This window comes from Chelativorans sp. M5D2P16 (assembly GCF_034427935.1).
Taxonomy (GTDB): domain Bacteria; phylum Pseudomonadota; class Alphaproteobacteria; order Rhizobiales; family Rhizobiaceae; genus Chelativorans.
Window position 1 is genome coordinate 171698 of sequence record NZ_JAXQNM010000013.1, and the last position, 21576, is coordinate 193273.

24 protein-coding genes are annotated in these 21576 nt (G+C 66.2%); 9 read left to right on the forward strand and 15 right to left on the reverse strand.

Annotation, left to right across the window (positions count from 1 at the left end):
- A complete protein-coding gene (locus SIN08_RS08050; protein WP_322451052.1) occupies positions 1-432 on the reverse strand; it encodes a Fur family transcriptional regulator in 432 nt (143 codons plus the stop codon).
- A gap of 231 nt (positions 433-663) precedes the next feature.
- Here SIN08_RS08050 and SIN08_RS08055 point away from each other — a divergent pair, with 231 nt between their 5' ends.
- The 4 genes from SIN08_RS08055 (at position 664) to SIN08_RS08070 (ending at position 2883) form a co-directional block, all read left to right on the forward strand.
- Complete coding sequence (locus tag SIN08_RS08055) at positions 664-900, forward strand: Lrp/AsnC ligand binding domain-containing protein (RefSeq protein WP_322451053.1); 237 nt, start codon at positions 664-666, stop codon at positions 898-900.
- A gap of 79 nt (positions 901-979) precedes the next feature.
- Entirely contained in the window at positions 980-1669 is a 690-nt protein-coding gene (locus SIN08_RS08060; RefSeq protein ID WP_322451054.1) for a D-lyxose/D-mannose family sugar isomerase, read from the forward strand.
- Positions 1670-1680: 11 nt separating this feature from the next.
- Positions 1681-2292 (forward strand): nucleoside triphosphate hydrolase, encoded by a 612-nt coding sequence (locus tag SIN08_RS08065; protein ID WP_322451055.1) that lies wholly within the window; start codon positions 1681-1683, stop codon positions 2290-2292.
- Between the two features lie 90 nt (positions 2293-2382).
- Positions 2383-2883 carry a hypothetical protein gene (locus SIN08_RS08070; protein WP_322451056.1) on the forward strand — a complete coding sequence of 167 codons (501 nt, stop codon included), beginning with the start codon at positions 2383-2385 and terminating at the stop codon, positions 2881-2883.
- A gap of 135 nt (positions 2884-3018) precedes the next feature.
- Here the strand turns inward: SIN08_RS08070 and SIN08_RS08075 are convergent, their stop codons facing one another.
- From SIN08_RS08075 to SIN08_RS08085, 3 genes are all read right to left on the reverse strand, one after another.
- On the reverse strand, positions 3019-3876 hold the full coding sequence (locus SIN08_RS08075) for an NlpC/P60 family protein (RefSeq protein ID WP_322451057.1): 858 nt from the start codon (positions 3874-3876) through the stop codon (positions 3019-3021).
- Complete coding sequence (locus SIN08_RS08080) at positions 3873-4223, reverse strand: MarR family transcriptional regulator (RefSeq protein WP_322451058.1); 351 nt, start codon at positions 4221-4223, stop codon at positions 3873-3875. Before SIN08_RS08080 ends, SIN08_RS08075 begins: the two co-directional genes overlap by 4 nt.
- A 62-nt stretch (positions 4224-4285) precedes the next feature.
- Positions 4286-5650, reverse strand: coding sequence for a leucyl aminopeptidase family protein (locus SIN08_RS08085; protein ID WP_322451059.1), 1365 nt, complete (start codon positions 5648-5650; stop codon positions 4286-4288).
- Positions 5651-5762: 112 nt separating this feature from the next.
- Here SIN08_RS08085 and SIN08_RS08090 point away from each other — a divergent pair, with 112 nt between their 5' ends.
- Positions 5763-6590: a tetratricopeptide repeat protein gene (locus SIN08_RS08090; protein WP_322451060.1), complete on the forward strand. Its 828-nt coding sequence runs from the start codon at positions 5763-5765 to the stop codon at positions 6588-6590.
- Between the two features lie 37 nt (positions 6591-6627).
- Here the strand turns inward: SIN08_RS08090 and SIN08_RS08095 are convergent, their stop codons facing one another.
- A complete protein-coding gene (locus SIN08_RS08095) occupies positions 6628-7398 on the reverse strand; it encodes an MBL fold metallo-hydrolase (RefSeq protein WP_322451061.1) in 771 nt (256 codons plus the stop codon).
- A gap of 143 nt (positions 7399-7541) precedes the next feature.
- On the opposite strand from SIN08_RS08095, the gene SIN08_RS08100 reads away from it, so the two are divergent.
- Together SIN08_RS08100 and SIN08_RS08105 are read left to right on the forward strand one after the other, a co-directional pair.
- A complete protein-coding gene (locus tag SIN08_RS08100) occupies positions 7542-8645 on the forward strand; it encodes a cis-3-hydroxy-L-proline dehydratase (protein ID WP_322451062.1) in 1104 nt (367 codons plus the stop codon).
- 76 nt (positions 8646-8721) lie between these two features.
- Complete coding sequence (locus SIN08_RS08105) at positions 8722-9015, forward strand: hypothetical protein (RefSeq protein ID WP_322451063.1); 294 nt, start codon at positions 8722-8724, stop codon at positions 9013-9015.
- Positions 9016-9117: 102 nt separating this feature from the next.
- On the opposite strand, the gene rpsU is transcribed toward SIN08_RS08105, so the two are convergent.
- The 6 genes from rpsU to cysG all read right to left on the reverse strand — a co-directional run bounded on the left by rpsU (position 9118) and on the right by cysG (position 14270).
- Positions 9118-9345 (reverse strand): 30S ribosomal protein S21, encoded by a 228-nt coding sequence (gene rpsU / locus SIN08_RS08110; RefSeq protein ID WP_007010888.1) that lies wholly within the window; start codon positions 9343-9345, stop codon positions 9118-9120.
- Between the two features lie 197 nt (positions 9346-9542).
- The gene (locus SIN08_RS08115; RefSeq protein ID WP_322451064.1) at positions 9543-10073 is read right to left on the reverse strand and encodes a DUF934 domain-containing protein; all 531 of its coding nucleotides are present in this window, start codon (positions 10071-10073) and stop codon (positions 9543-9545) included.
- A gap of 10 nt (positions 10074-10083) precedes the next feature.
- A complete protein-coding gene (locus tag SIN08_RS08120) occupies positions 10084-10848 on the reverse strand; it encodes a phosphoadenylyl-sulfate reductase (protein ID WP_322451065.1) in 765 nt (254 codons plus the stop codon).
- Complete coding sequence (locus SIN08_RS08125) at positions 10823-12493, reverse strand: nitrite/sulfite reductase (protein WP_322451066.1); 1671 nt, start codon at positions 12491-12493, stop codon at positions 10823-10825. Before SIN08_RS08125 ends, SIN08_RS08120 begins: the two co-directional genes overlap by 26 nt.
- Positions 12494-12511: 18 nt before the next feature.
- On the reverse strand, positions 12512-12820 hold the full coding sequence (locus SIN08_RS08130) for a DUF2849 domain-containing protein (RefSeq protein ID WP_322451067.1): 309 nt from the start codon (positions 12818-12820) through the stop codon (positions 12512-12514).
- A gap of 4 nt (positions 12821-12824) precedes the next feature.
- Positions 12825-14270: a siroheme synthase CysG gene (cysG, locus tag SIN08_RS08135; protein WP_322451068.1), complete on the reverse strand. Its 1446-nt coding sequence runs from the start codon at positions 14268-14270 to the stop codon at positions 12825-12827.
- Positions 14271-14494: 224 nt separating this feature from the next.
- Between cysG and SIN08_RS08140 the strand changes: the two genes are divergently transcribed.
- Positions 14495-14986 carry a host attachment family protein gene (locus SIN08_RS08140; protein WP_322451069.1) on the forward strand — a complete coding sequence of 164 codons (492 nt, stop codon included), beginning with the start codon at positions 14495-14497 and terminating at the stop codon, positions 14984-14986.
- Positions 14987-15023: 37 nt separating this feature from the next.
- On the opposite strand, the gene SIN08_RS08145 is transcribed toward SIN08_RS08140, so the two are convergent.
- Positions 15024-15773, reverse strand: a complete 750-nt coding sequence (locus SIN08_RS08145) for an SDR family oxidoreductase (protein WP_322451070.1) — start codon at positions 15771-15773, stop codon at positions 15024-15026.
- Between the two features lie 69 nt (positions 15774-15842).
- Positions 15843-17960, reverse strand: coding sequence for a transglycosylase domain-containing protein (locus tag SIN08_RS08150; RefSeq protein ID WP_322451071.1), 2118 nt, complete (start codon positions 17958-17960; stop codon positions 15843-15845).
- A gap of 170 nt (positions 17961-18130) precedes the next feature.
- On the opposite strand from SIN08_RS08150, the gene SIN08_RS08155 reads away from it, so the two are divergent.
- A complete protein-coding gene (locus tag SIN08_RS08155; RefSeq protein WP_322451072.1) occupies positions 18131-19246 on the forward strand; it encodes an acyltransferase family protein in 1116 nt (371 codons plus the stop codon).
- Between the two features lie 278 nt (positions 19247-19524).
- Here the strand turns inward: SIN08_RS08155 and SIN08_RS08160 are convergent, their stop codons facing one another.
- Both SIN08_RS08160 and SIN08_RS08165 read right to left on the reverse strand, forming a co-directional pair.
- Positions 19525-20142: a ribonuclease D gene (locus SIN08_RS08160; RefSeq protein ID WP_322451073.1), complete on the reverse strand. Its 618-nt coding sequence runs from the start codon at positions 20140-20142 to the stop codon at positions 19525-19527.
- 5 nt (positions 20143-20147) lie between these two features.
- A complete protein-coding gene (locus SIN08_RS08165) occupies positions 20148-21530 on the reverse strand; it encodes a dipeptidase (RefSeq protein ID WP_322451074.1) in 1383 nt (460 codons plus the stop codon).
- Positions 21531-21576: the final 46 nt, after the last annotated feature.

Here is a 21576-nt window from a genome sequence, read left to right on the forward strand (position 1 = left end):
TCAGCGCCGGCGCCGCTTCCTGCCGTAGAGTTCCAGCCTGTGATGCACGATGTCATAGCCGAGCGAGCGGGCGATTTCATCCTGCAGCGCCTCGATCTTGCGTGAATGGAACTCGATCACGTCGCCGGTATCGATATCGATGAGGTGGTCGTGGTGACCGCCGCCGGCCTGCTCGAAGCGGGCGCGCCCCCCTTCGAAAGCATGCCGATGGATGGCGCCCATCTCCTCGAGCAGCTTCATCGTGCGGTATACGGTGGAAAGCGAGATGCTGGGGTCGATCTCCGAAGCGCGACTGAAGATCTCCATCGCGTCGGGATGATCCTCCGTCTCGGAAAGGATGCGCAGGATCACCTGCCGCGGCCGGGTGATTCGCACACCCTCCCGGCGCAGCATGGTCTCGTAGTCCTGCGTGTCTCCGACGTTCTCGCTCATGGCGGCGACTATGCTTCAGAACGGGCGGCGTTGCAAAGCCCACCCGGCATCGGGTCGACGTGGTATTCACCCTGCCGACAAGGACTCGACGGGGTGTTGCGCCGGGGCGTCTGCGCCGCCATATCCGGGGCGGTCGGGAAAAGCAGCCGGCGGTACCGAACCTGTTGACAGGAAGGCAGGATAGGCGGACCTTCCAGTTCGCCGACGCCCCAAGCCTGCCGAAAGGAAACCATGAGACCCGTCTTCGTTCAGTTGCGTTGCCAGCCAGGCAAGACCTACGAGGTGGCCGACGAGCTTTACAAACGTGAGATCGCGTCGGAGCTCTACTCCACCAGCGGCGAATACGATCTCCTGCTCAAGGTCTATATCGAGGACGGCGTGGACATCGGCAAGTTCATCAACGACAACATCGCCGACGCGCCGGGCATCGTCCGTTCCCTCACCACGCTGACGTTCAAGGCGTTCTGACAAGGGCTGCAACGGACTTGGCGCAACATCCCACATACTGTACCACGCGCCCCGTATGGCGCGCTGAGGAGGCATGGCGGTGAAACGTTCGAGGGTCAACAACATCCTGCGCGAAGGCGCGGACTTCATCCGCTCTTTCGGCTACGTGCTGCCCCCCTTCGCCGACTGGACGCCGGCCGACATGAAGGCGCGGCGCTCAAAAATCGGCGGCATCGCCCATGCCAGGCTCGGATGGGACATCACCGACTACGGCGCCGGCGACTTCGACAAGCGCGGGCTGTTCCTCTTCACCACGCGCAACGGCGACGCGGCGGCGCTGAAGGAAGGGCGCGGCGTGCTCTACGCGGAAAAGATTATGATCTCGCGCCGCGACCAGATCTCGCCCATGCATCGCCACGTGGTCAAAGCCGAGGACATTATCAATCGCGGCGGCGGCACGCTGTGCATCGAGCTCTACGCCTCGGCGCCCGATGGTGCGGTCGACCGCAGGGCCCCGGTCACGGTGCCCACCGACGGGGCGATGCAGAGGCTGGAGGCGGGCGGGGTTCTGCGCCTCGGCCCCGGCGAGAGCGTAACGCTCATGCCCGGCATTTGGCACGAGTTCTGGGCCGAGGGGTCCGATGTGCTCATCGGTGAGGTATCGACCGTCAATGACGACCTTACGGACAACATCTTCGCCGAACCCATCGACCGCTTCTCGACGATCGAGGAAGACGAAGAGCCTTACCGCCTGCTCGTCTCCGACTATTCGGCATGGCTCGGCGTGTGAAGGAAGCCCGGATGGAACAGGATCACCTTGCGGGTCTTCTTCTAGAGCGAGCCGGCGATGCGCAGCGTTTCATCGTGGCCATTGCCGGCCCGCCTGGCTCGGGCAAATCCACCCTGGCCGCGTCTGCCGCCGAAACGCTTCGACAGCGCGGTGAATCGGTCGCCGTCGTGCCAATGGACGGCTTTCACTACGACGACGCCGTCCTGCGCGAACGTGGCCTTGCGGACCGCAAGGGTGCGCCGGAAACGTTCGACTTCGCCGGTTTCCGCACCTTGCTGCAACGTATCCGCATGTGCGAAGCCGGGGTGGCTATCCCCGTGTTCGACCGCACCATGGAGCTTTCGCGCGCCGCAGCGGCCGTGGTGGAAGCGCAGACGCGCCTGATCCTGTTGGAAGGCAACTATCTGCTGCTCGACGAGGAGCCTTGGAGAGAATTGGGGGCGTTGTTCGACCTGAAGGTCTACCTCGACGTACCCCGCGCGGAATTGGAACGCCGGCTGCTTGCGCGGTGGCACGGCCACGGGCGCGAAGCTGCGGCCGCAAGGCGCTGGGTCGAGACCAATGATCTGCCCAATGCGGACCGGGTGATGCGCAGCCGTCGCGAGGCTGACATAGTCCTGTGATGGGCAGAAAGAACGCATATCGGCGGAACCGTGCAACCCTGCTTGCGGTTGCGAGGCGGTTTCGCACCGTGATCAGTGAAGGAGAACAGGATGAATGCTTCGCAGATGATTTGCCCGGCGGCTCCGGCGGGTGCGATGGAGAAGCTGCTGCCCCTCGTGGTGGCGCTCATGTTTCTGCTCGCGCCGCTTGCCAATCTGCCGCTGCTTGCCCAAGGCCTCGAAAGCGAAGAGGCCATCGACGCGATCGTCGGCTCCGACGTGAAGACCGAGGAGGTGTCCCGCGAGGAGCAGATCGACCGTGTCGTGGCGGCCATCGAGAACACGCGCGAGGGTGCAGAGGCCGTGCGCAAGGCATTCAGCCTCGACACGCTTGAGATCGTCCTCCTGCCGAGGGCCAAGGAAGACGGCGCCATCGAAGAGGCCGTCTCCGAACACGAGGAGGAAATCGAGCTCTTGCGCCAATCCATCGAAGGCAGCGCGATGTTCTACCATGCCATCGATTCGCGCGGGATCATGCTGCGCGACATCGTCGCCGTGGAATTCGGCGAAGACAACGTCGTCACGATATTCGTCGACGAGCCCGCCCGGTAACTGCGCTTTCCAGCTTCCGTTCAGCGCGCGGCGCTAGAGCAGGGTGCGCTCACATTCGTTCGCTTGGCTGCTCTACCTGCTTGTTTTCGCCGCATTTGTGCCACGCCAAGTGATTCCACTTGGCTGCAAAATGCTTTAAGATCCCAGCCGCCGGATGCCGACGGGGGGGCCGTAGAGCGGTTCGATGCGGCGCACGGCTCCGGCGAGCGGCTCCCGCGAGACCGTCATCGTGAACCCGTTGGCGTGGATGACCTGCTCGCTGTCGAGCATGATCGCCACGTGGCCGCGCCAAAAGACCAGATCGCCGCGCCCGAGAGGCGCGCCTTCGCGCACCGGCACGCCCAGCCCCTCGGCCTGCATGTCCGTGTCCCGCGGGACCTCGCGGCCCGCCATGAAGAGGGCGAGTTGGACAAGACCGGAACAGTCGATGCCGAAGCCGCTCACCCCACCCCACAGATAGGGGGCATGCAGGAATTCTTCCGCGACCGAAACGAAATCGACGGCGGGCCGGCCGAGGGGGCGGAGGTGTCGGGCGATCATCGCCCCGCCCGAGGCAAGCAGGGCATAGCGCGTGCCCCGCTCTTCCGTCTCGCCCGTGACGGCGAGCCGCGCGCCCATGCTGTGGGCGGTGAGAGGCGGGCTCTTCAGTTCCGCCGTCGGATAGACGAAGCTGCGCTGGACGCACACGACATGGGTCGGTTCGGATATGCCGGGCGCGATCGCCTCCTGCCGGACGTAGCCGACATAGCCGTCGCGGTCCGCCTGGGTCCAGGCCCAGCCGTCCCGCTCCTCGAAAACGAGAACGGTGTCGCCGCAAAGGAACTGCGTATCCACGCCGCTTGCTGCATCCGGAACGGAATGCACATCCGCCACCGGCACCGAAACCGCCGCCGGCGTGCCGGATACGAAGCGGGCGGCCTCCACCTGTCCTTTCAGCCTCGCATCAGCAAGATCCGGACGGAAAGCGTTGAGGCGGCGATCAAGCGTGCTCATAGCGACAGGTCTCCGGCCTTTTCCACCACTACGTCCCCGAAGCGCTCCACGAAAAGAGCGCCCTCCACCGTACGGCGGATCAACACGTTGCGCCGGTCGCGCGCGTCACGGTGGCGGCTGACGAGCTTGAGCGATCCCATCGTGTCGAGGGCGCGGGTAATGACGGGCTTCGTCACTTTCAGCTTCTCCGCCAGGCCGCGCACCGTGTGCGGCGGTGGATCGAGATAGATGGTCAGCAGGATGGCCAATTGCCGCTCCGTCAGGTCCGGCATGCCGGCACCGACCTCGGCCAGACAAACCTGCTGCCACAATCTGAGCGCCTGGCTCGGGCGCAGGACGACCGGCATCGGCACCACCCGTGATCGTTTCGGGCCCGTATCATTGCCGGGTTCCGCGCTTTTTGCAACGGTCACGCAAATCGCCGGCGCAAGACGGCCTCGATGGCGCGAATGCCCTGCGCCTCGCCGCCTATCGGACAGGCGGGTTCCTCGGCGGGGTTCCAGCCATAGATGTCGAAATGCGCCCAACTGCCCGCCTTCTCCACGAAACGCGCCAGGAAGAGCGCGGCGGTGATAGAGCCAGCAAAGCTGTCGGCGGTGACGTTGTTGATGTCGGCCACCTTGGAGCGCAGCTTCTCCGCGTAAGCCTGCCACAGCGGCATACGCCAGAGCGGATCGGCCGCCGTCTCCGCCGCTTCGGCAAGGGCGGCGGCGAGCGCCTCGTCCCGCGTGTAGAAGGGTGGCAGGTCCGGCCCGAGCGCCACGCGCGCTGCACCCGTCAACGTGGCCATATCGATCATCAGTTCCGGCGCCTCCTCGTCGGCGAGCGCCATGGCGTCGGCCAGCACCAGCCGCCCCTCGGCATCCGTGTTGCCGATTTCCACGGTGATGCCCTTGCGGCTCTTGAGAATGTCGCCCGGACGGAAGGCGTTGCCGGCGATGGCGTTCTCCACGGCCGGGACCAGGACCCGCAGGCGCACGGGCAACCCTGCCGCCATCACCATGGCGGCAAGGCCCAGCACACTGGCCGCTCCGCCCATATCCTTCTTCATCAAAAGCATGCCGCTCGCCGGCTTGATGTCGAGCCCGCCCGTGTCGAAGCACACGCCCTTGCCCACCAGCGTCACCCTCGGCGCGTCCTGTTCGCCCCAGCGCAGGTCGATCAGGCGCGGCGCCTCGGCACCCGCCCTGCCGACGGTATGGATCATCGGCAGGTTCTCGGCAAGCAACGCCTCGCCCGCCGTGGCGCGGACCTCTGCACCATGGGCCTTCGCCAGCGTGCGCACGGCCTCCTCCAGGGCCTCCGGTCCCATGTCGTTGGCGGGCGTGTTGATGAGATCGCGGCCGAGAAAGACGCCTTCGGCGATCCGGTCGGTCGCCGCGTGGTCGGCGCCCTCGGGCGCGGCAAAACGCAATTCGGGCGTCGGCTTTGCACCGTAGCGGGTAAAGGCGTAGGACCCCAGCTTGAGGGCGATCGCCGCCAACCCTGGATCGCGCGGCGGTGTCGCGAGATGCCAGCTCCCCCGCGGCAGGACGCGGGCGAGCTTGCCGAGCGCCAGCGGCGCCGGCGCCCTGCCGATGCCGAAGAAGGCGCCGGCGAGTGCGCCGTTTGTGCCGGGGATGGAAAGGAAGTGCCCTTCCCCGCCTTCGAATCCGTTCGCACGCGCCCAGGCGCAGGCCGTCGCGTCCGCCCCGGTCTCTTCCAGATCAGGTCCGGCGGCGAGATAGACGGGCAGCGAAGTGGTGTCCCGGCGGGCGGTTAGCGTAAGCGGCATGACGGCTTTCCTGAAAATCGAACGGTTTAACGCTCCATTAGGGTTAACAGAATACTTCTCGGCCAGGGAAGGCCAAAGAGGCAGGCCAGCCTAGCGGGCAGAGGGGGTGCGCATGTTCAGCCGAGACTCAATCCGAACAACGCCGCGCAGAAGCAGCAGGATCGCCATCTCTGCGGTTCTGGCCCTGGCCACCGTCGCCGCGGCGGGCTGCGCCAGCAGCGGCCGCAAGGTGGACGGCGTGACCACCGGGTCGGTGGAGCGGAGCGGCACCCTTGCGCGGATGTCGAGCGACGAGCTGGCCAGCGCGGCCGTAAGGCTCGGTGAGGCCTACAGCCGCGATCCGAAGGACAAGACGGTGGCGCTGCGCTATGCGAGCATCCTTCAGATGAGCGGGCGCACGGACCAGTCGCTCGCCGTCATGCGCAAGCTGGCGATCGAGCATCCCCAGGACCGCGAGGTGCTGGCCGCCTACGGCAAGGCGCTGGCGGCGGCCGGCGAGCTGGAGCCGGCGCTCGACGCCGTGCGGCGCGCACAGACGCCTGAGTATCCCGACTGGCGGCTGCTTTCGGCCGAAGGCGCCATCCTCGACCAGCTGGGCAAGCCCGAGGAGGCGCGCGCCCTCTATCGCCAGGCCCTCGGGATCGAGCCGGAGGAACCCTCCGTCCTGTCCAATCTCGGCATGTCCTACCTCCTGGCGGGCGACCCGAAGACGGCCGAGACGCATATGCGCCGGGCGGCGGCGGCTCCCGGGGCGGACAGCCGCGTGCGCCAGAACCTGGCGCTGGCCGTCGGCCTGCAGGGCCGTTTCGCGGAGGCCGAGCAGATCGCCGCGCAGGAGCTTTCACCCGAGCAAGCCCGGGCCAATATCGCCTATCTGCGCGCCATTCTGGCCCAAAACGACAGCTGGGCGCAGATCGCCCGCGAGGATGCCCGGAAGTAAGACGGCGGCTGACACGGGGCGCGCGCCGGCCCGTCGTTCAACCGTCGTACCACCCGGCGAGCCGCACCTCTATATCGTTGCTTTCCTCCTCCACGAGGCTCTTGAAGCGCTCCACGTCGCTGCCGCGATAGTGGTAGGGATAGACGACCGTCGGCGCAAATTCCGCCACCGCGCTTGCCGCCTGCTCCACCGTCATGGTGTAGGGCAGGTTCATGGGCACGAAGGCGAGGTCGATGTCTTCCAGCGCCCGCATTTCGGGAATGTCCTCGGTATCCCCGGCGATATAGACCCGGCCACCCATCAGCGAGAGCACATAGCCGTTGTCGCGGCCTTCGGGGTGATATTGCAGGCGGTCCTCGGTGGTGTTGTAGGCGGGGATGGCCTCGATCCCGATCCCGGCCACCTCTGTGCTCTCGCCATTGGCGAGCTGGGAAGCGCTGTCGCGCAGGCTGTCGGGCAGCATGTCGAAGACTGCCGGGTTGGTGATCATCTGCGTTTCGTCGGCAACCAGCGCCTCGAGCGTTTCGGGCTCGTAGTGATCCGAATGTTCGTGCGTGATCAGGATGAGATCGGGTTCGGGGAAGCCTTCATAGGGGCCCGCGCCACCCACCGGATCGACATAGATTACCGTGTCACCCGCCTCCAGCACCACGGAAGCGTGGCTGACGGGGTAAACGGTCAATCCGCCTTCGCCAAGCGAAACCGTGTCACCCCCTTCCTCCTGGGCAAAGCCGCGGGAAATGCGGGTACCGAGCATCGCCAGTCCCGTCATGCCGGTGATCATCGCCGCGCGTCGTGTCAGCTTCATCTCCCATCTCCTTTCCGCAAGTCTATAGACATGTCGAAACCTAGTGCGGGGACAGCAACACAGGAACCTGATATTGCTTCGCTGACCATTTCGTGATCACCGCACGCAGAAGACGCGGTCGCGTTCGAAACGGAGATTGGCCCTTGAAGATCACCGGCATCCGCGCCTACCAGGTCGACCTTCCGCTAAAGGAGGGCCGCTATGCCTGGTCGAACGGCAACTTCGTCGAGGTGTTCGATTCCACCGTGGTGGCGATCGAGACCGACAGCGGCCTGGCCGGCTACGGCGAGTGCTGCCCGCTCGGCCCGGCCTATCTGCCGGCCTATGCCGCTGGCGTGCGTGCCGGGCTGCAGGAGATCGCGCCGGCGCTGATCGGGCTCGACCCGACCGACATCGGGACGGTGAACCGGGCCATGGACGCCGCCCTCAACGGCCACCCTTACGTGAAGGCGCCGCTGGACATGGCCTGCTGGGACCTGCTCGGCAAGGCCGCCGGAATGCCGCTCGTCAAGCTCCTGGGCGGCGTGGCGCAGGAGGAGGTGCGCCTTTACCGCGCCATTTCCCAGGAAGCGCCGGAGACGATGGCGAAAAAGATCGCCGGCTACAAGGCGGAAGGCTACACCAAGTTCCAGCTCAAGGTCGGCGGCGACGCCGACGAGGACATTTCCCGCATCCGCGCCTGCCGCGACATCCTGGATGCAAGCGACGTGCTGGTTGCCGATGCCAATACCGGCTGGACACGGCACGAGGCGGCGCGGGTGGTCGATGCGGTGGCGGACCTTGACGTCTACATCGAACAGCCCTGCCGGACCTATGACGAATGCCTGTCGATCCGCCGGCGCACGGCGAAGCCCTTCGTCATGGACGAGAGCATCACCGGTCTCGAGGTGCTGGTGCGGGGGCTTGCCGAAGACGCGATGGACGCCGTCAACCTGAAGATCTCCAAGGTGGGCGGACTCACCAAAGCGCGCGCCATGCGCGACGTATGCATGGCTCATGGGGTGGCGATGACGATCGAGGATACGTGGGGCGGAGACATCACCACGGCGGCCATCGCCCATCTCGCCCAGTCGACGCCTTCGGACTTCCTGCTTTCGGCGACCGACTTCAACTCCTACGGCACCAGGAAAATCGCCCGGCACGCGCCCGGGCGCGTCAATGGCGCCATGAAGGCACCCGAGGGCCCCGGTCTCGGGGTGGAACCGGACTTCTCCGTGCTCGGTCACCCGGTCCTGTCGTTTTCATGAGAGAAATACGGGGTGTGCAGGCCTTAAATTTTACGCAAATTTTACCAAACTGAAGCGGGAGTCCGCCGCTTAAACATTGTTTCGGAACGATATTCCGCTCCTTTCGTTGTTCCGGCAAGTAGAAACAAACAAGGATCAAACGAAAACAATGCTGCCGAGACTTGAAAAGAGAACGGAGGCAGCGCGTTCGATCCGCCGTCAGATTCGCGAGGCGGAGAATATTCGATTTCTTCGCCGACTGCCGGGTCTCGAAGTGAAAAGCGAGCTGCCGACGGAGTTTCTTGAGCTTCTCGGCAAGCTGCACAAGGCGGAGGACAACGCAGCCGACGTTCCGACCAAACGGCGTCGCCCGGGCACGCGAAGGCGTTGAGTCGCGCCTCTCCTCGACGCTGCACACACGAGCGCCGGGCAATGCCCGGCGCAAAAAGACTCTAATGAAAATGACCGGCGATCACGGGCCGGAAGGGTGCGATCAAGCGGCGCGGCGCTTCTTGGGCAGAAGGCCCTCGCGCTGTGCCTGCTTGCGCGCCAGCTTGCGAGCGCGACGCACGGCCTCGGCGCGCTGCCGGGCGCGCTTTTCGGAAGGCTTTTCGTAGGAGCGGCGAGACTTCATCTCGCGAAAAACGCCCTCGCGCTGCATCTTCTTCTTGAGCACCTTGAGAGCCTGATCGACATTGTTGTCGCGAACGATGACCTGCAATGTTCTTCCTTCTTTCGAGTTGGCGTTGTTCAAGATCGAATTCCACGCGGGCACCGCGGCCGGCGCTAAGGCGGCAAAGCCGCCAGCATGGACGACTCGGGAGAGGCGCGAATTATACCCAAATTCGCGCGCAATACACCCCTTCACCCGAGAAATAGTGCCGCAGGTCGGATTTTGCGAGTCAAGGAGGCCGGATTCTACCCCGCCAGGCGGCGCCAGGCATAATTCCCCGGCTGGGCCGTGGCCGCCGCGGGCTGATAGTGAAGCGGAATGCCGCCCCGCTCGCCCGCTTCGAGACGGGCGAGCGTCGTGGGATGGGTGATCTCGAAACTGGAGAAGCCGCAGCGCAGCATATGCGCGATCTGGTCGATCAGCACGTCACCGGTGGCGCGCAGATCGCCGCGATAGGCGTGGCGGGCACGCAGAAGCTCGGCCTTCGAATAGCTGCGCCCGTCATTGAAGGCGGGGAAGACGAGCGCGATCAGCGGCAGCCGGTCGAGGAAGGGCAGAAGATCCTCGATCCCCACGCCCGGCAGCACTTCGACGCCCAACCGCGAAAGTGCGGCCTCGCGAACCGCCGGATCGAGCGCAAGGAAGGCGGCGAGCGGCAGGATGACATGACCGGTCTCGGGCAGCGCCGCGCCCTCCTCAGAGCGCATCCACGTGTTCTCGCAAAAACCGTCTTCGGTCCACAGCCGCGGGCTCGGGGTCTGTTCGTTCGCGCTCATGGTCCGTTCCTCAGGCCGCCGAAGTTATGGATTCGAGCCCCGGCAGGTGAATGCCGCACTCGGTCTTGGCCGTGCCGGCCCAGCGCCCGCTGCGCTCGTCCTCGCCGGGCTTCACCGGCTCGGTGCAGGGAAAGCAGCCAATCGAGAGATAGCCGAAGGCCACCAGCGGATTCTGCCGCAGGTCGTGCGTGCGCATATAGGCTGCCTGGTCTGCCGTGGTCCAGCGGGCCAGCGGGTTTATGCGGATGCGCGGGCCCACCGCCTCGAACACGGGCATCTCGGTGCGTGTGTCCGACTGGTAGCGCTTGCGGCCGGTGAACCAGGCCGCATAGGGCTCCACGGCGCGCGCCATCGGCTCGACCTTGCGGATCTCGCAGCACAGATCCGTATCCGATTTGTGCAGGACCCCGTCGGGATCGCGCATGGCAAGTGCTTCGCGCCGGGGGTGCACGATGCGCAGGTTCGTCAGGCCCAGATCGTCGGCGAGCTGGTCGCGGTAGTCCAGCGTCTCGCCGAAATGCTGGCCGGTGTCGAGGAACAGCACCGGCAGGGAACTGTCGAGACGCGCGACCATATGCAGGAGTGCCGCCGAGTCGGCCCCGAAGGAGGAGACGGTTGCGATCCCGCCGGCCCCGCGAAAGCGTTCCACGGCAACCTCGATGATCGCCTCGGCCTCCAGATGGCCGTAGCGTCCCTCCAGCGAGGCGGCAAGCTCCAGCGCTTCCAGCTCGGCCTTAGGCATTTCGGACTCAAGCGGCCCTGGCTTCGCGACCATAAAGGGCCTCCTTGAATGGCGCGGCGCCGAGCCGGCGGTAGGTGGTGAGGAAAGCCTCATCCTTGTCCAGGCGGTGCGCAAGATAGGTTTCGACGATCGTCTCCACCGCGTCGGTGATCTCGTCCGGGCCGAAGCCGCGGCCGACGATGTCGCCGATCGAGGTGTTCTCGTCGCCGGAACCGCCGAGCGTGACCTGATAGAGCTCGGCGCCCTTCTTCTCCACGCCCAATATGCCGATATGGCCGACATGGTGGTGGCCGCAGGCGTTGATGCAGCCGGAGATCTTGATCTTGAGGTCGCCGATCTCCTCCTGGCGCGTCTGGTCGGCGAACCGGGTGGCAATCTCCTGGGCCACCGGAATCGAGCGAGCGTTGGCGAGCGCGCAGTAGTCGAGGCCCGGGCAGGCGATGATATCCGTCACGAGGCCGGCATTGGAGGTCGCAAGGCCGATCGCCACCAGCCGGTCATAAACGGCCTTGAGATCGGCGCGCGCCACATGGGGCAGAACCAGGTTCTGCTCGTGGCTGACGCGGATCTCGTCGAAGCCGTAGCGCTCGGCAAGCTCCGCCACCGCATCCATCTGGTCGGCCGAGATATCGCCCGGCACCTCGCCGATGCCCTTCAGCGAGATGGTGACGGAAGTGTAGTCCGGATTCTTGTGCGTGTGCAGGTTGCGCCCGAGCCAGGCAGCGAAGCCGCCGTCGGCGGCAGCCGCCGTTGCGACGGCCGCGTCACCCTCGGGCCGCGCCGGCAGGGCGGGCGGCGCGAAATAGGCGTCGATCGCCTGGATGTCGGCCTGCGGCAGCTTCAGCTCGCTGTCCTTCAGCGCCGCGAACTCCCGCTCCACCTGGGCCTTGAGCTCTTCCGTGCCGGTCTCGTGCACCAGGATCTTGATGCGCGCCTTGTACTTATTGTCGCGGCGGCCGTGAAGGTTGTACACGCGCAGGATGGCGGTCGTGTATGACAGAAGATCCTCTTCCGGCAGGAAATCGCGGATCTTCTTGGCGATCATCGGCGTGCGGCCGAGCCCACCGCCAACATAGACGGCGAAACCGAGCCGGCCCGACGAATCCTTCTTCAGATGCAGACCGATATCATGCACTTGGACGGCGGCGCGGTCACGCTCGGCGCCGGTGACCGCGATCTTGAACTTGCGCGGCAGGTAGGAGAATTCCGGGTGCAGCGACGACCATTGCCTGAGGATCTCCGCGTAGGGCCGCGGGTCCGCCACCTCGTCGGCGGCCGCACCGGCGAAATGGTCGGCGGTCACGTTGCGAATGCAGTTGCCGGACGTCTGGATGCAGTGCATCTCGACGGAGGCGAGATCCTCCAGGATCTGCGGCACGTCCTTCAGCGCCGGCCAGTGGAACTGCAGGTTCTGGCGCGTGGTGAAGTGGCCGTAGCCCTTGTCGTAGGTGCGCGCGATATGCGCCAGCATCCGCATCTGCCGGGGCGCCAGCGTGCCATAGGGGATGGCGATCCTCAGCATATAGGCGTGAAGCTGCAGATAGACACCGTTCATCAGCCGGAGCGGCTTGAACTGATCTTCCGTCAATTCGCCGGACAGCCGCCGCTCGACCTGGTCGCGGAACTGGGCGACGCGGGCCTTCACGAAAGCATGGTCGAATTCGTCGTAACGGTACATGGTGTTCCCTGACGTTTTTCAGACCGGGGCGAGGGCAGGCCTGCGCGCCTGCTTGCCGAGTTCGGGGTGAATGGTGGGACCGCCGGCGCGGATGCGCTCGCGCAGGCGGATGGGGCGGACGGCGCCGTCCACGAACTCCACATCAATCAGGTTGACGTCGACGACCTCGTTGCGGGCGGCCGCGGCGCGACCGGTCTCTTCCAGGCGCGCCTCGGTCTCCGCGTCGCGGGCAACCTCGGCCTGGGCGATATCCTCCACCCAGCGGCCGCCGGCGGCCAGCCATACCGCTTCTCCGTCGGACAGCCTGTTTGCCGTCAAGAGCTTCATGGCGTCACTTCCTGTCTGCGTTGGCGGGCGGCACATCGGCATCGCGCCGGGCGGCAAGCGGTTGCGAGAGCGCGAAATTGGCGCCGGCCACCGCGTCTCCGATGACGGTCAGCACCGGGCCGGTCAGGTCCGAACGGGCGCTGAGCGCCGGCAGGTCGGAGAGCGTGCCGTGAAAGAGCCGGCGCTTCGAAAAGCTGGCATTCTCGACGACGGCGACGGCCGTGTCCGGCGACAGCCCGGCCTCCTGCAGCCTTCCGGCAACCTCGGCGGCGGTGGAACGGCCCATGTAGACGGCCACTGTCGCGCCGGAGACGGCAAGCTTGGCCCAGTCGGGAAGGGCATGGCCCTTGAGGTCGTGCCCGGTGGTGAAGACCAGCGAGGAGGCGACGCCGCGCAGGGTGAGCGGCAGCTCGAAATCGGCCGCGGCGGCGAACGCGGCGGTCACACCTGGAACAAGCTCGTAGGAAATGCCGGCATCGCGAAGCGCTGCCATCTCCTCGCCGGCGCGGCCGAAGATAAGCGGATCGCCGGACTTGAGCCGCACCACGCGCTTTCCGGCACGGCCGAGTTCCACCAGGAGCGCATTGATCTCACCTTGAGTCTTGGAATGGCAGCCCTTGCGCTTGCCCGCGGCGATGCGCTCGGCGTCGCGCCGGCCCATGGCAACCACCGTCTCGGGCACCAGCGCGTCATGGATGATGACATCCGCTTCCATCAGGAGGCGCTGGGCGCGAAGGGTCAGGAGATCCTGCGCACCCGGTCCAGCGCCGACGAGCGCGACATGGCCAAGTTCCGTTCCCCGGGTCTTGAGCAGCGCATCCGCGGCGGACGCGGCACGCGGGCCGTCGTCCCTGTCGAGGGCGCGGGCGGGGCCGCCGGTGAAGAAGGATTTCCAGAAACGGCGGCGCGCCGGACCTTTCGGCACCTTCCTTTCAACCACGTCCCGGTAGGAAGCGGCAAGCTCCGCCAGACGGCCAAGGGACGGCGAGAACATCTGGTCGATCCGCGCGCGGATCATCTGCGCAAGTACCGGCCCGGCACCCTCGGTGCCGATGGCGATGGCGACGGGCGCGCGATTGACCAGCGCCGGGGTATAGAAATCGCAATGCTCGGGGCGGTCGACCGCGTTGGCAGGAATGGCGCGGGCCCGCGCGTCGGCCACGATGGCGGCATCGAGCGTTTCGTCGCCCGTGGCGGCGAAAACCATCGCCGCGCCATCCAGATGCTCCGGCCGGTAGGCGGCGAGTTCGAGCTTCACCCCGTTGGCGGCCGCCCAGACGGCCAAGTCGGGCTCGGGCAGGGGCGCCACGACGACGAGCGCGGCGCTCGACTGCGCCAGAAGCCGCGCCTTGGCAAGCGCCTCCTCGCCGCCGCCGACGACCACCACACGGCGGCCTTCGACGCGCAGGAAAACGGGGAATGCATTCAGCTTCGCCGTCTCTTCGGACATGGGCACTCGGTCTCCCGGTTAGGGTCTCGGATTTTGCCTACCAGCTTCACGTTTCAGAAGAAACGCACTCGCGCCCGAACGTCGCGGCGGCAATCGCTTTTGCGCTCCCCGCTCCGGGGAGGGAAAAATCATCCCCGCGGCGCGCGAAGTGCCGCGGCGCGCGCGTGGAACGTCGGTTCATTCCCGGCGTTTGTGGGATGGAACAGAGAAAACGGAGAAAAGCGATGGCGGACGTCCGGCTCGAGCACGGCATCTGGGTAATGGTTGCCGATGGGGAAAAGGCGCTTTTCCTGCGCAACGAAGGCGATGCCGAATATCCGAACCTGGAGGTGATGCGCGAGATGCACGACGACAATCCGCCCACCCGCGAGCAGGGCACGGACCAGCCGGGCCGCTATCGCGACGCCGCAAACGTCCACAAGAGCGGCTTTGAAGAGACGGACTGGCACCGGATCGAGAAGGAGCGCTTCGCCGACGAGATCGCCGAGCGGCTCTATCAGATGGCTCACCGAGGCCGGTTCGAGAAGATCATTCTCGTCGCCCCGCCCGTCGTGCTCGGCGCATTGCGCAAGGTGCTGCACAAGGAGGTCGAGGCACGGGTGGCGGATGAGGTGCCGAAGACGCTCACCAACCACACGGTTTTCGACATCGAGAAAGCGCTGACGGTCGGCGGCGCGCCGACTTTCCCCGTCCAGGGCGGTTCGCGGGTCTGGTAAGCCGAAGGCTTATCCGGCGCCCCGAAACCGGCCGCAATCAGACGTGCTGGCCGCCATTGATGTGGACTTCCGCGCCGGTCACATAGGACGAATTGTCCGAACAGAGGAAGAAGATCGTGTCGGCCACTTCCGCCGTCTGGCCGAGGCGGCGCAGCGGGATGGATTCGATCAGCCTGTCGGTTCCCGGCGAGAGGATCGAGGTCTCGATCTCCCCCGGCGCGATGGCGTTGACGCGGATGCCGTGCGGGCCGAAATCCGCCGCCATCTCGCGCGTCAGCGCCGCCAGCGCGGCCTTGGAGGTGGCATAGGCGGTACCGGCGAAGGGATGAACGCGGCTGCCGACGATCGAGGTCACGTTGACGATGGAGCCCTTGGCCGTCGTCAACTCCTTGAACAGACCGCGCGCCAGCATGATGGGGGCGAAGAAATTCACCTGAAAGACGTCGCGCCAGACGTGCATGGGCGTGTCGATGGAGTTCATGCGGCCGCCGCCGTCGAGCTTCGGCGAAATGGCGGCATTGTTGACCAGCGCATCGAGCCGTCCGCCATTGGCGGCCAACCGATGGCGGATTTCGCCGATGGCGATGCCCACGCCCTCCTGGTCCGACAGGTCGAGCTGAATGTGATCCTCCGGCCCCGCCGGCCACGGGCAGTCTTCGGAGAATGGGTGCCGCGAGCAGGTGATGACACGCCAGCCCTCGCGCGAGAAGCGCTTGACGGCCGCATGGCCGATCCCCCGGCTCGCCCCAGTCAGGACCAGGGTCTTTCTCTCATCAATCTCGCTCACGGCGGTCTCCATCAGGTTCTGCCTATGTAATGGCAAGACGGCTGGATTGCGAGCGTTCTTGAAAGACGTTCAATTTCCCAGGATGATGTCGAGGATCGTCAGCGAGCCGCGCTGGCGTGGGCCGCCGACATCGGCCGGAGGAACCGGTCGGCCATCGGAGGCGGCCGGCACCGGCTGCGGTGTCGAGCCGGCGACCGCGTTGCGCGGGACAGGCGGCGCCTCGCGCCCGGAGCGCCATTCCCCCGGCAATCGGGCAACGGGCACGCCCTTGTGCGCAGCGCTCATGAATTCGTGCCAGGCAAGGGCGGGCAGAGAGCTCCCGGTGGCCTTGGTCGGGCGGGCGTCGTCATTGCCGAACCACACCCCGGTAGCGAGATTCGCGGTGTAGCCGACGAACCAGGCATCTCGCGAGTTCTGGGTCGTGCCCGTCTTGCCGGCCGCCGGCCAGCCGAAATCGGCGGCCCTGGCGGAACCGTATTCGATGGTGTCGGCCATCATCGCGTTCATCATGCCGACGACGCGGGGCGAAGCCACGCGCGGAACGCTGCCGTTCTGGTGTTCGTAAAGCAGCCGGCCGGACGTGGTGCTGACGCGGCTGACGAAATGGACCTCGGGGCGGTGTCCGCCATTGGCGAAGGGCACATAGGCCGCGGTCAGCTCCAGAGGCGTTACCTCGGAGGTGCCGAGCGCGATGGAGGCATTGGCCGAAAGCTTCGATTCGATGCCCATGCGATGCGCCACCTCGACCACACTCCCGGGGCCGACCTCCACAGCCAGCTGGGCGGCGACAGAGTTCAGCGAGCGGGCAAGCGCCTCGGCCAGCGTGACCCGGCCGTAATACTTGCCCTTGTAGTTGTCGGGCGACCAGTTGCCGATCTTCACCGGCGCGTCGTTGCGCACGCTCTCGGGCGTGCGGCCCTGCTCCAGCGCGGCCATGTAGACGAAGGGCTTGAAGGCGGAGCCTGGCTGGCGTCGCGCTTCGGAGGCGCGGTCGAACTGGCTGTTGGCGTAATCATAGCCGCCGACCATGGCCCTGACGGCGCCCGAACCGTCGATCGACACGAGGGCGCCCTGGCTGACGTCGAGGCTCTCACCCTTTTCCTCGATCAGCTGGCGGATGGAGCGCTCGGCCGTCTTCTGCAGGCGCAGGTCGACGGTGGTGACGACCACCACATCCTGCTCGATATTGCCGATGAGGCGGGGCAGTTCCTCCATCACACGGTCGGCGACATAGTGCTCGGAACCGGTCCAGTAGGCGGCAGCGCGCGTGGCCGGCGCACTGATGGCCGCGGCAAGCTGGCTGTCGCCGATCATGCCCTGCGCGCGCATGGCCGAGAGCACCACCTGCGCCCGTTCCTCGGCCGCCTGCGGGTCGCGCGCCGGAGAAAGCCGCGACGGCGCCTTGAGAAGCCCGGCAAGCAAGGCAGCCTCGGAGAGGGTGACATCGCGCGCGGGTTTGTTGAAGTAGCGTCTCGATGCAGCCTCGACGCCATAGGCGCCGGAGCCGAAATAGACGCGGTTCAGATACATCTCGAGGATCTGCGCCTTGGTGTGCCTGTGCTCCAGCCACAGGGCGAGCAGCACTTCCTGCACCTTGCGCTCGATGGTGCGGTCGGGCTCCAGGAACAGGTTCTTGGCCAATTGCTGGGTGATGGTGGACCCGCCCTGGGTGATCCGCCCCTCGGCGAGGTTTTCCACCATGGCGCGGGTGAGGCCGATGGGGTCCACGCCCCAATGGGAATAGAAGCGCCGGTCCTCGATGGCGATGACCGCCTGCGGGATATGGGGCGACATCTCGTGCAGGCCGACCGCCTCGCCACCCGTCATGCCGCGATTGGCGATGAGCTTGCCGTCGACGGAAACGATCTTCACATTGGGCGGCCGGTTGGGAATGCTCCAGGTCGTGGCGGCCGGCATCTTCGCACCGTAGAAGGCGGCAATCCCCACGCCGGCGATGCCGGCCCACAGCATGAGCACCAGCGACCAGTAGGCGAGGCCGCGCAGAAGGCGGAAAAAGCCCCGCCCGCCCGCGCGGCGGCGCGAGCCCTTCCGCTTCGACGTGCGTTTCCTGCGGCGCGCCGGCGGCAGCACGCGGTCCGACTGGCCGGCCGAACCCGTGCGCTTGCGCGCCGAAGCGGGCGTGCCGAAAGTCGGCTCGATGCGCTTCTTCTGCTTCCGTTTGGCCATGCCCCACAAGGTCCTCGTCTTCGCGCCTATTCAAGCGCCCGACCGTGCGGTGCACGCTAATGGCGGCGGTTTAAGGGGCCGTTAAGCGTTTTCCACCGCGGCCCACCGCGCATTAACCGTTCGCTGGTAAGCGGCGGCTATCCTCAAGTCACGGAACAGGGGGTTGCGGCTTGCAGGTACAATCCAACGGAAGCACACGGCAGCGCGTCGAGTGGGTGGACGCGGCGAAGGGGCTTTGCATCATCATGGTGGTCATGATGCACTCGACGCTCGGCGTCGAGCTGGCGGCAGGCCGGGAGGGCTTCATGCATCAGGTGGTCGCCTTCGCCCGGCCTTTCCGCATGCCGGACTTCTTCCTCATTTCGGGTCTCTTCCTCGGTTTGGTGATCGACCGTCCCTGGCGGCGCTATCTCGACCGCAAGGTAGTGCATTTCGCCTATTTCTACGTGCTGTGGCTGACCATCCAGTTCGCCTTCAAGGCGCCGGGAATGGCCACGGAAGCCGGCTGGGGGACGGCCCTCGAGGCCTATCTGCGCGCCTATGTCGACCCCTTCGGCACGCTCTGGTTCATCTATCTCCTGCCGGTCTTCTTCGTCTTCACGCGGCTCGTCAAACGGCTGCCGCTCTGGCTCGTCTTTCTCGGGGCGGCCCTGCTCGAAGCGCTGCCGGTCCACACGGGCTCGGTCATCGTGGACGAGTTCTGCGGGCGCTACGTCTTCTTCTTCGCCGGCTATGCCTTTGCCGCCCGGTTCTTCGCCTTTGCTGCATGGGTGCGTGCGCATCCGGGCGCCTTCGCCGGGCTGGCACTCCTATGGGCGCCGCTGCACGGGTTCCTCGTTTTCACGCCGGTGCCGGAGAGCCTGGCCGCCTGGCTGCAGCCGGAAGCCGGCTATTCCGGCGCCACCGGCGGGTTTTCGGAGCTGCCGCTCGTCTCGCTCCTGCTCGGGCTCGCCGGTGCCATGTTCATCGTCGGCGCGGCGGCCCTCCTGTCGCCCGTACGGCCGATGCGGTGGCTGACCTGGCTGGGCGGACATTCGATCGTCGTCTATCTGGCCTTCTTCCTGCCCATGGCGACGACACGCGTCCTGCTTCTGAAGACGGGAATCATCGCCGATGTGGGCCTCGTCTCACTCATGGTCACGCTCGCCGGCGTGGCCGGGCCGGTGGTGCTCTACGGCCTCGTTCAGTGGACGGGTTACGGCCGGTTCCTCTTCGAACGGCCGGCCTGGGCGCGGATCGAACGGACGGGCACCGGGGCGCAACCGGCACGGATGGCGGCCGGTTAGTTCCCCGCCAAATCGGCACTCCGTCGGCCCCTCTGGCCCCAGGGCAGTCGCATGTGAAAGATTTGCCACGTGGCTACAACAGTGCCGTCACCCGGAAAGCCGAAGGCTTATCCGAGGCCCATTGGCCAGAAGATCATCGAGCACGGCCCGGTTCTCGTCCGGCTATGTTCGTGCCGGCAGCGCTTTGTGTGGAGAGCGGCCGCGCCTCTCAATGGATCCCGGCTCGGCGCGGCTTCGCGGCTCGGCCGGGATGACGGGGGAGAGCAGAACCCCGCGCCTCAACTGTGGGAGAAGATATCCTGGTCCTCCCAGCCCATCAGGTCGAGCCGGGCGCGGGTGGGCAGAAACGCGAAGCACGCCTGCGCCTCGCGCAAGCGGTTCTCCCGCTCAAGCCGGCCCATGAGCGCATCGCGCAGCTGATGGAGATAGAGCACGTCCGAGGCGGCGTATTCGAGCTGTTCCGGCGTCAGCTTTTCGGCCGCCCAGTCCGAAGACTGCTGCGCCTTCGACAGGGTGACGCCGATCAGCTCGCCGCACAGCTCCTTCAGGCCGTGGCGGTCCGTATAGGTGCGGGTGAGGCGGGAGGCGATCTTGGTGCAGAAGAGCGGCTCGGCCATGACGCCGAAGGCATGGTAGAGCACGGCGATGTCGAAACGGGCGTAGTGAAAGAGCTTGGTGATGCGGTTGTCGCCGAGCAGCGCGGTGAGGTTCGGCGCCTGATTCTGACCGGCGGCGATCTGCACCACGTCGGCGGTGCCGTCGCCCGGTGAAAGCTGTACGACGCACAGCCGGTCGCGGTGCGGCTTCAGGCCCAGCGTTTCGGTGTCGATGGCGACCGCCTCGACATCGTAGCGGGAAAGATCGGGCAGGTCGTACTGATGAAATCTGATCGTCATGAATCCTATCCGCGTGCGAGCGCAGCCAGGATGCGCGCCCAGGAGCGCTGCCCCTTGTGGAAGGAGCTGAGCTCGTATTTCTCGTTGGGTGAATGAATGCGGTCGTCCGAAAGGCCGAAGCCGACCAGCAGCGAATCCATGCCGAGCAGCGTCTGGAAGTCGCCGACAATGGGAATGGAGCCGCCCATGGCGATGGTGACCGCCGGCTTGTCCCACTCTTCCGAGAGCGCGCCCTGGGCGGTGGTGACGAGCGGCGAATCGTAGGAAAGCTGGATGGCCTTGGAACCGCCGTGCGGGGCGAATTCGACCGTGCAATCGGCCGGAATGCGCTCGCGCACGAAGGCGCGGAAGGCTTCGCGGATCCGGTCCGGGTCCTGCTCGTGGACAAGGCGGAAAGAGACCTTGGCCGACGCCTCGGCCGGGATGACCGTCTTGAACCCCTCGCCCGTATAGCCGCCGATGATGCCGTTGAATTCCGCCGTCGGCCGCGCCCAGACGAGCTCCAGCGCGCTGCGCCCCTTCTCGCCGGCGGGCACGGAAAGCCCCATCGGGGCGAGCATGCTTTCGGCCGTCTCACCGAGCTTGTTCCAGCTTTCGAGCACCTCCGGCGGGGTCTCCTCCACCCCTTCATAAAAGCCTGGAATGGTGACGCGGCCGTCCTCGTCGTGCAGGTCGGCCAGAGCCTTGGCGAGGATGCGGATCGGATTGGCGGCCACGCCACCGAAGAATCCCGAATGCAGGTCGCGATCGGCCGCCCTGACCTTCACTTCCTCGCCGACGAGACCGCGCAGGCCGACGCAGATGGCGGGTGTTTCGCGGTTCCACATGGTGGTGTCGCAGACCAGCGCGACATCCGCCTTCAGCTCCTCGGCATGGGCCTTCAGGAAGGGTTTCAGGGAAGGCGATCCCGATTCCTCCTCGCCCTCGAAGAGGATCGTGACCCGGCAGGGCAGCTTGCCGTTGACGGCCTTGTAGGCGCGGCAGGCCTCGACGAAGGTCATGAGCTGGCCCTTGTCGTCGGACGTGCCGCGTCCGGTGATGACCTTGCGGCCAGGCTCGACTTCCTTCAAGGCCGGCGCGAAGGGATCGCTCTCCCACAGCCCCAGCGGGTCGACCGGCTGCACGTCGTAGTGGCCGTAGAAGAGCACGTGCGGCCCCTCTCCCTCGTGATGGGCAACGACCATCGGGTGGCCCGGCGTCTCGCGCAGATCGGCGGCAAAGCCGATCGAACGCAGATCCGCCACCAGCCATTCGGCCGCCTCGCGGCAGGCCTGCGCATAGGCGGGATCCGTCGAGATCGACGGAATCGCCAGCAAGCCGAAAAGCCTCTCGAGACTGTCGTCCAGCGCACCGTCGAGATGCTCCAGCACCGGCGCGATATCGTTCATGTCCCGTATTCCTCAACTTGGTCGGCCGACCGCATTGGTGCGGCCG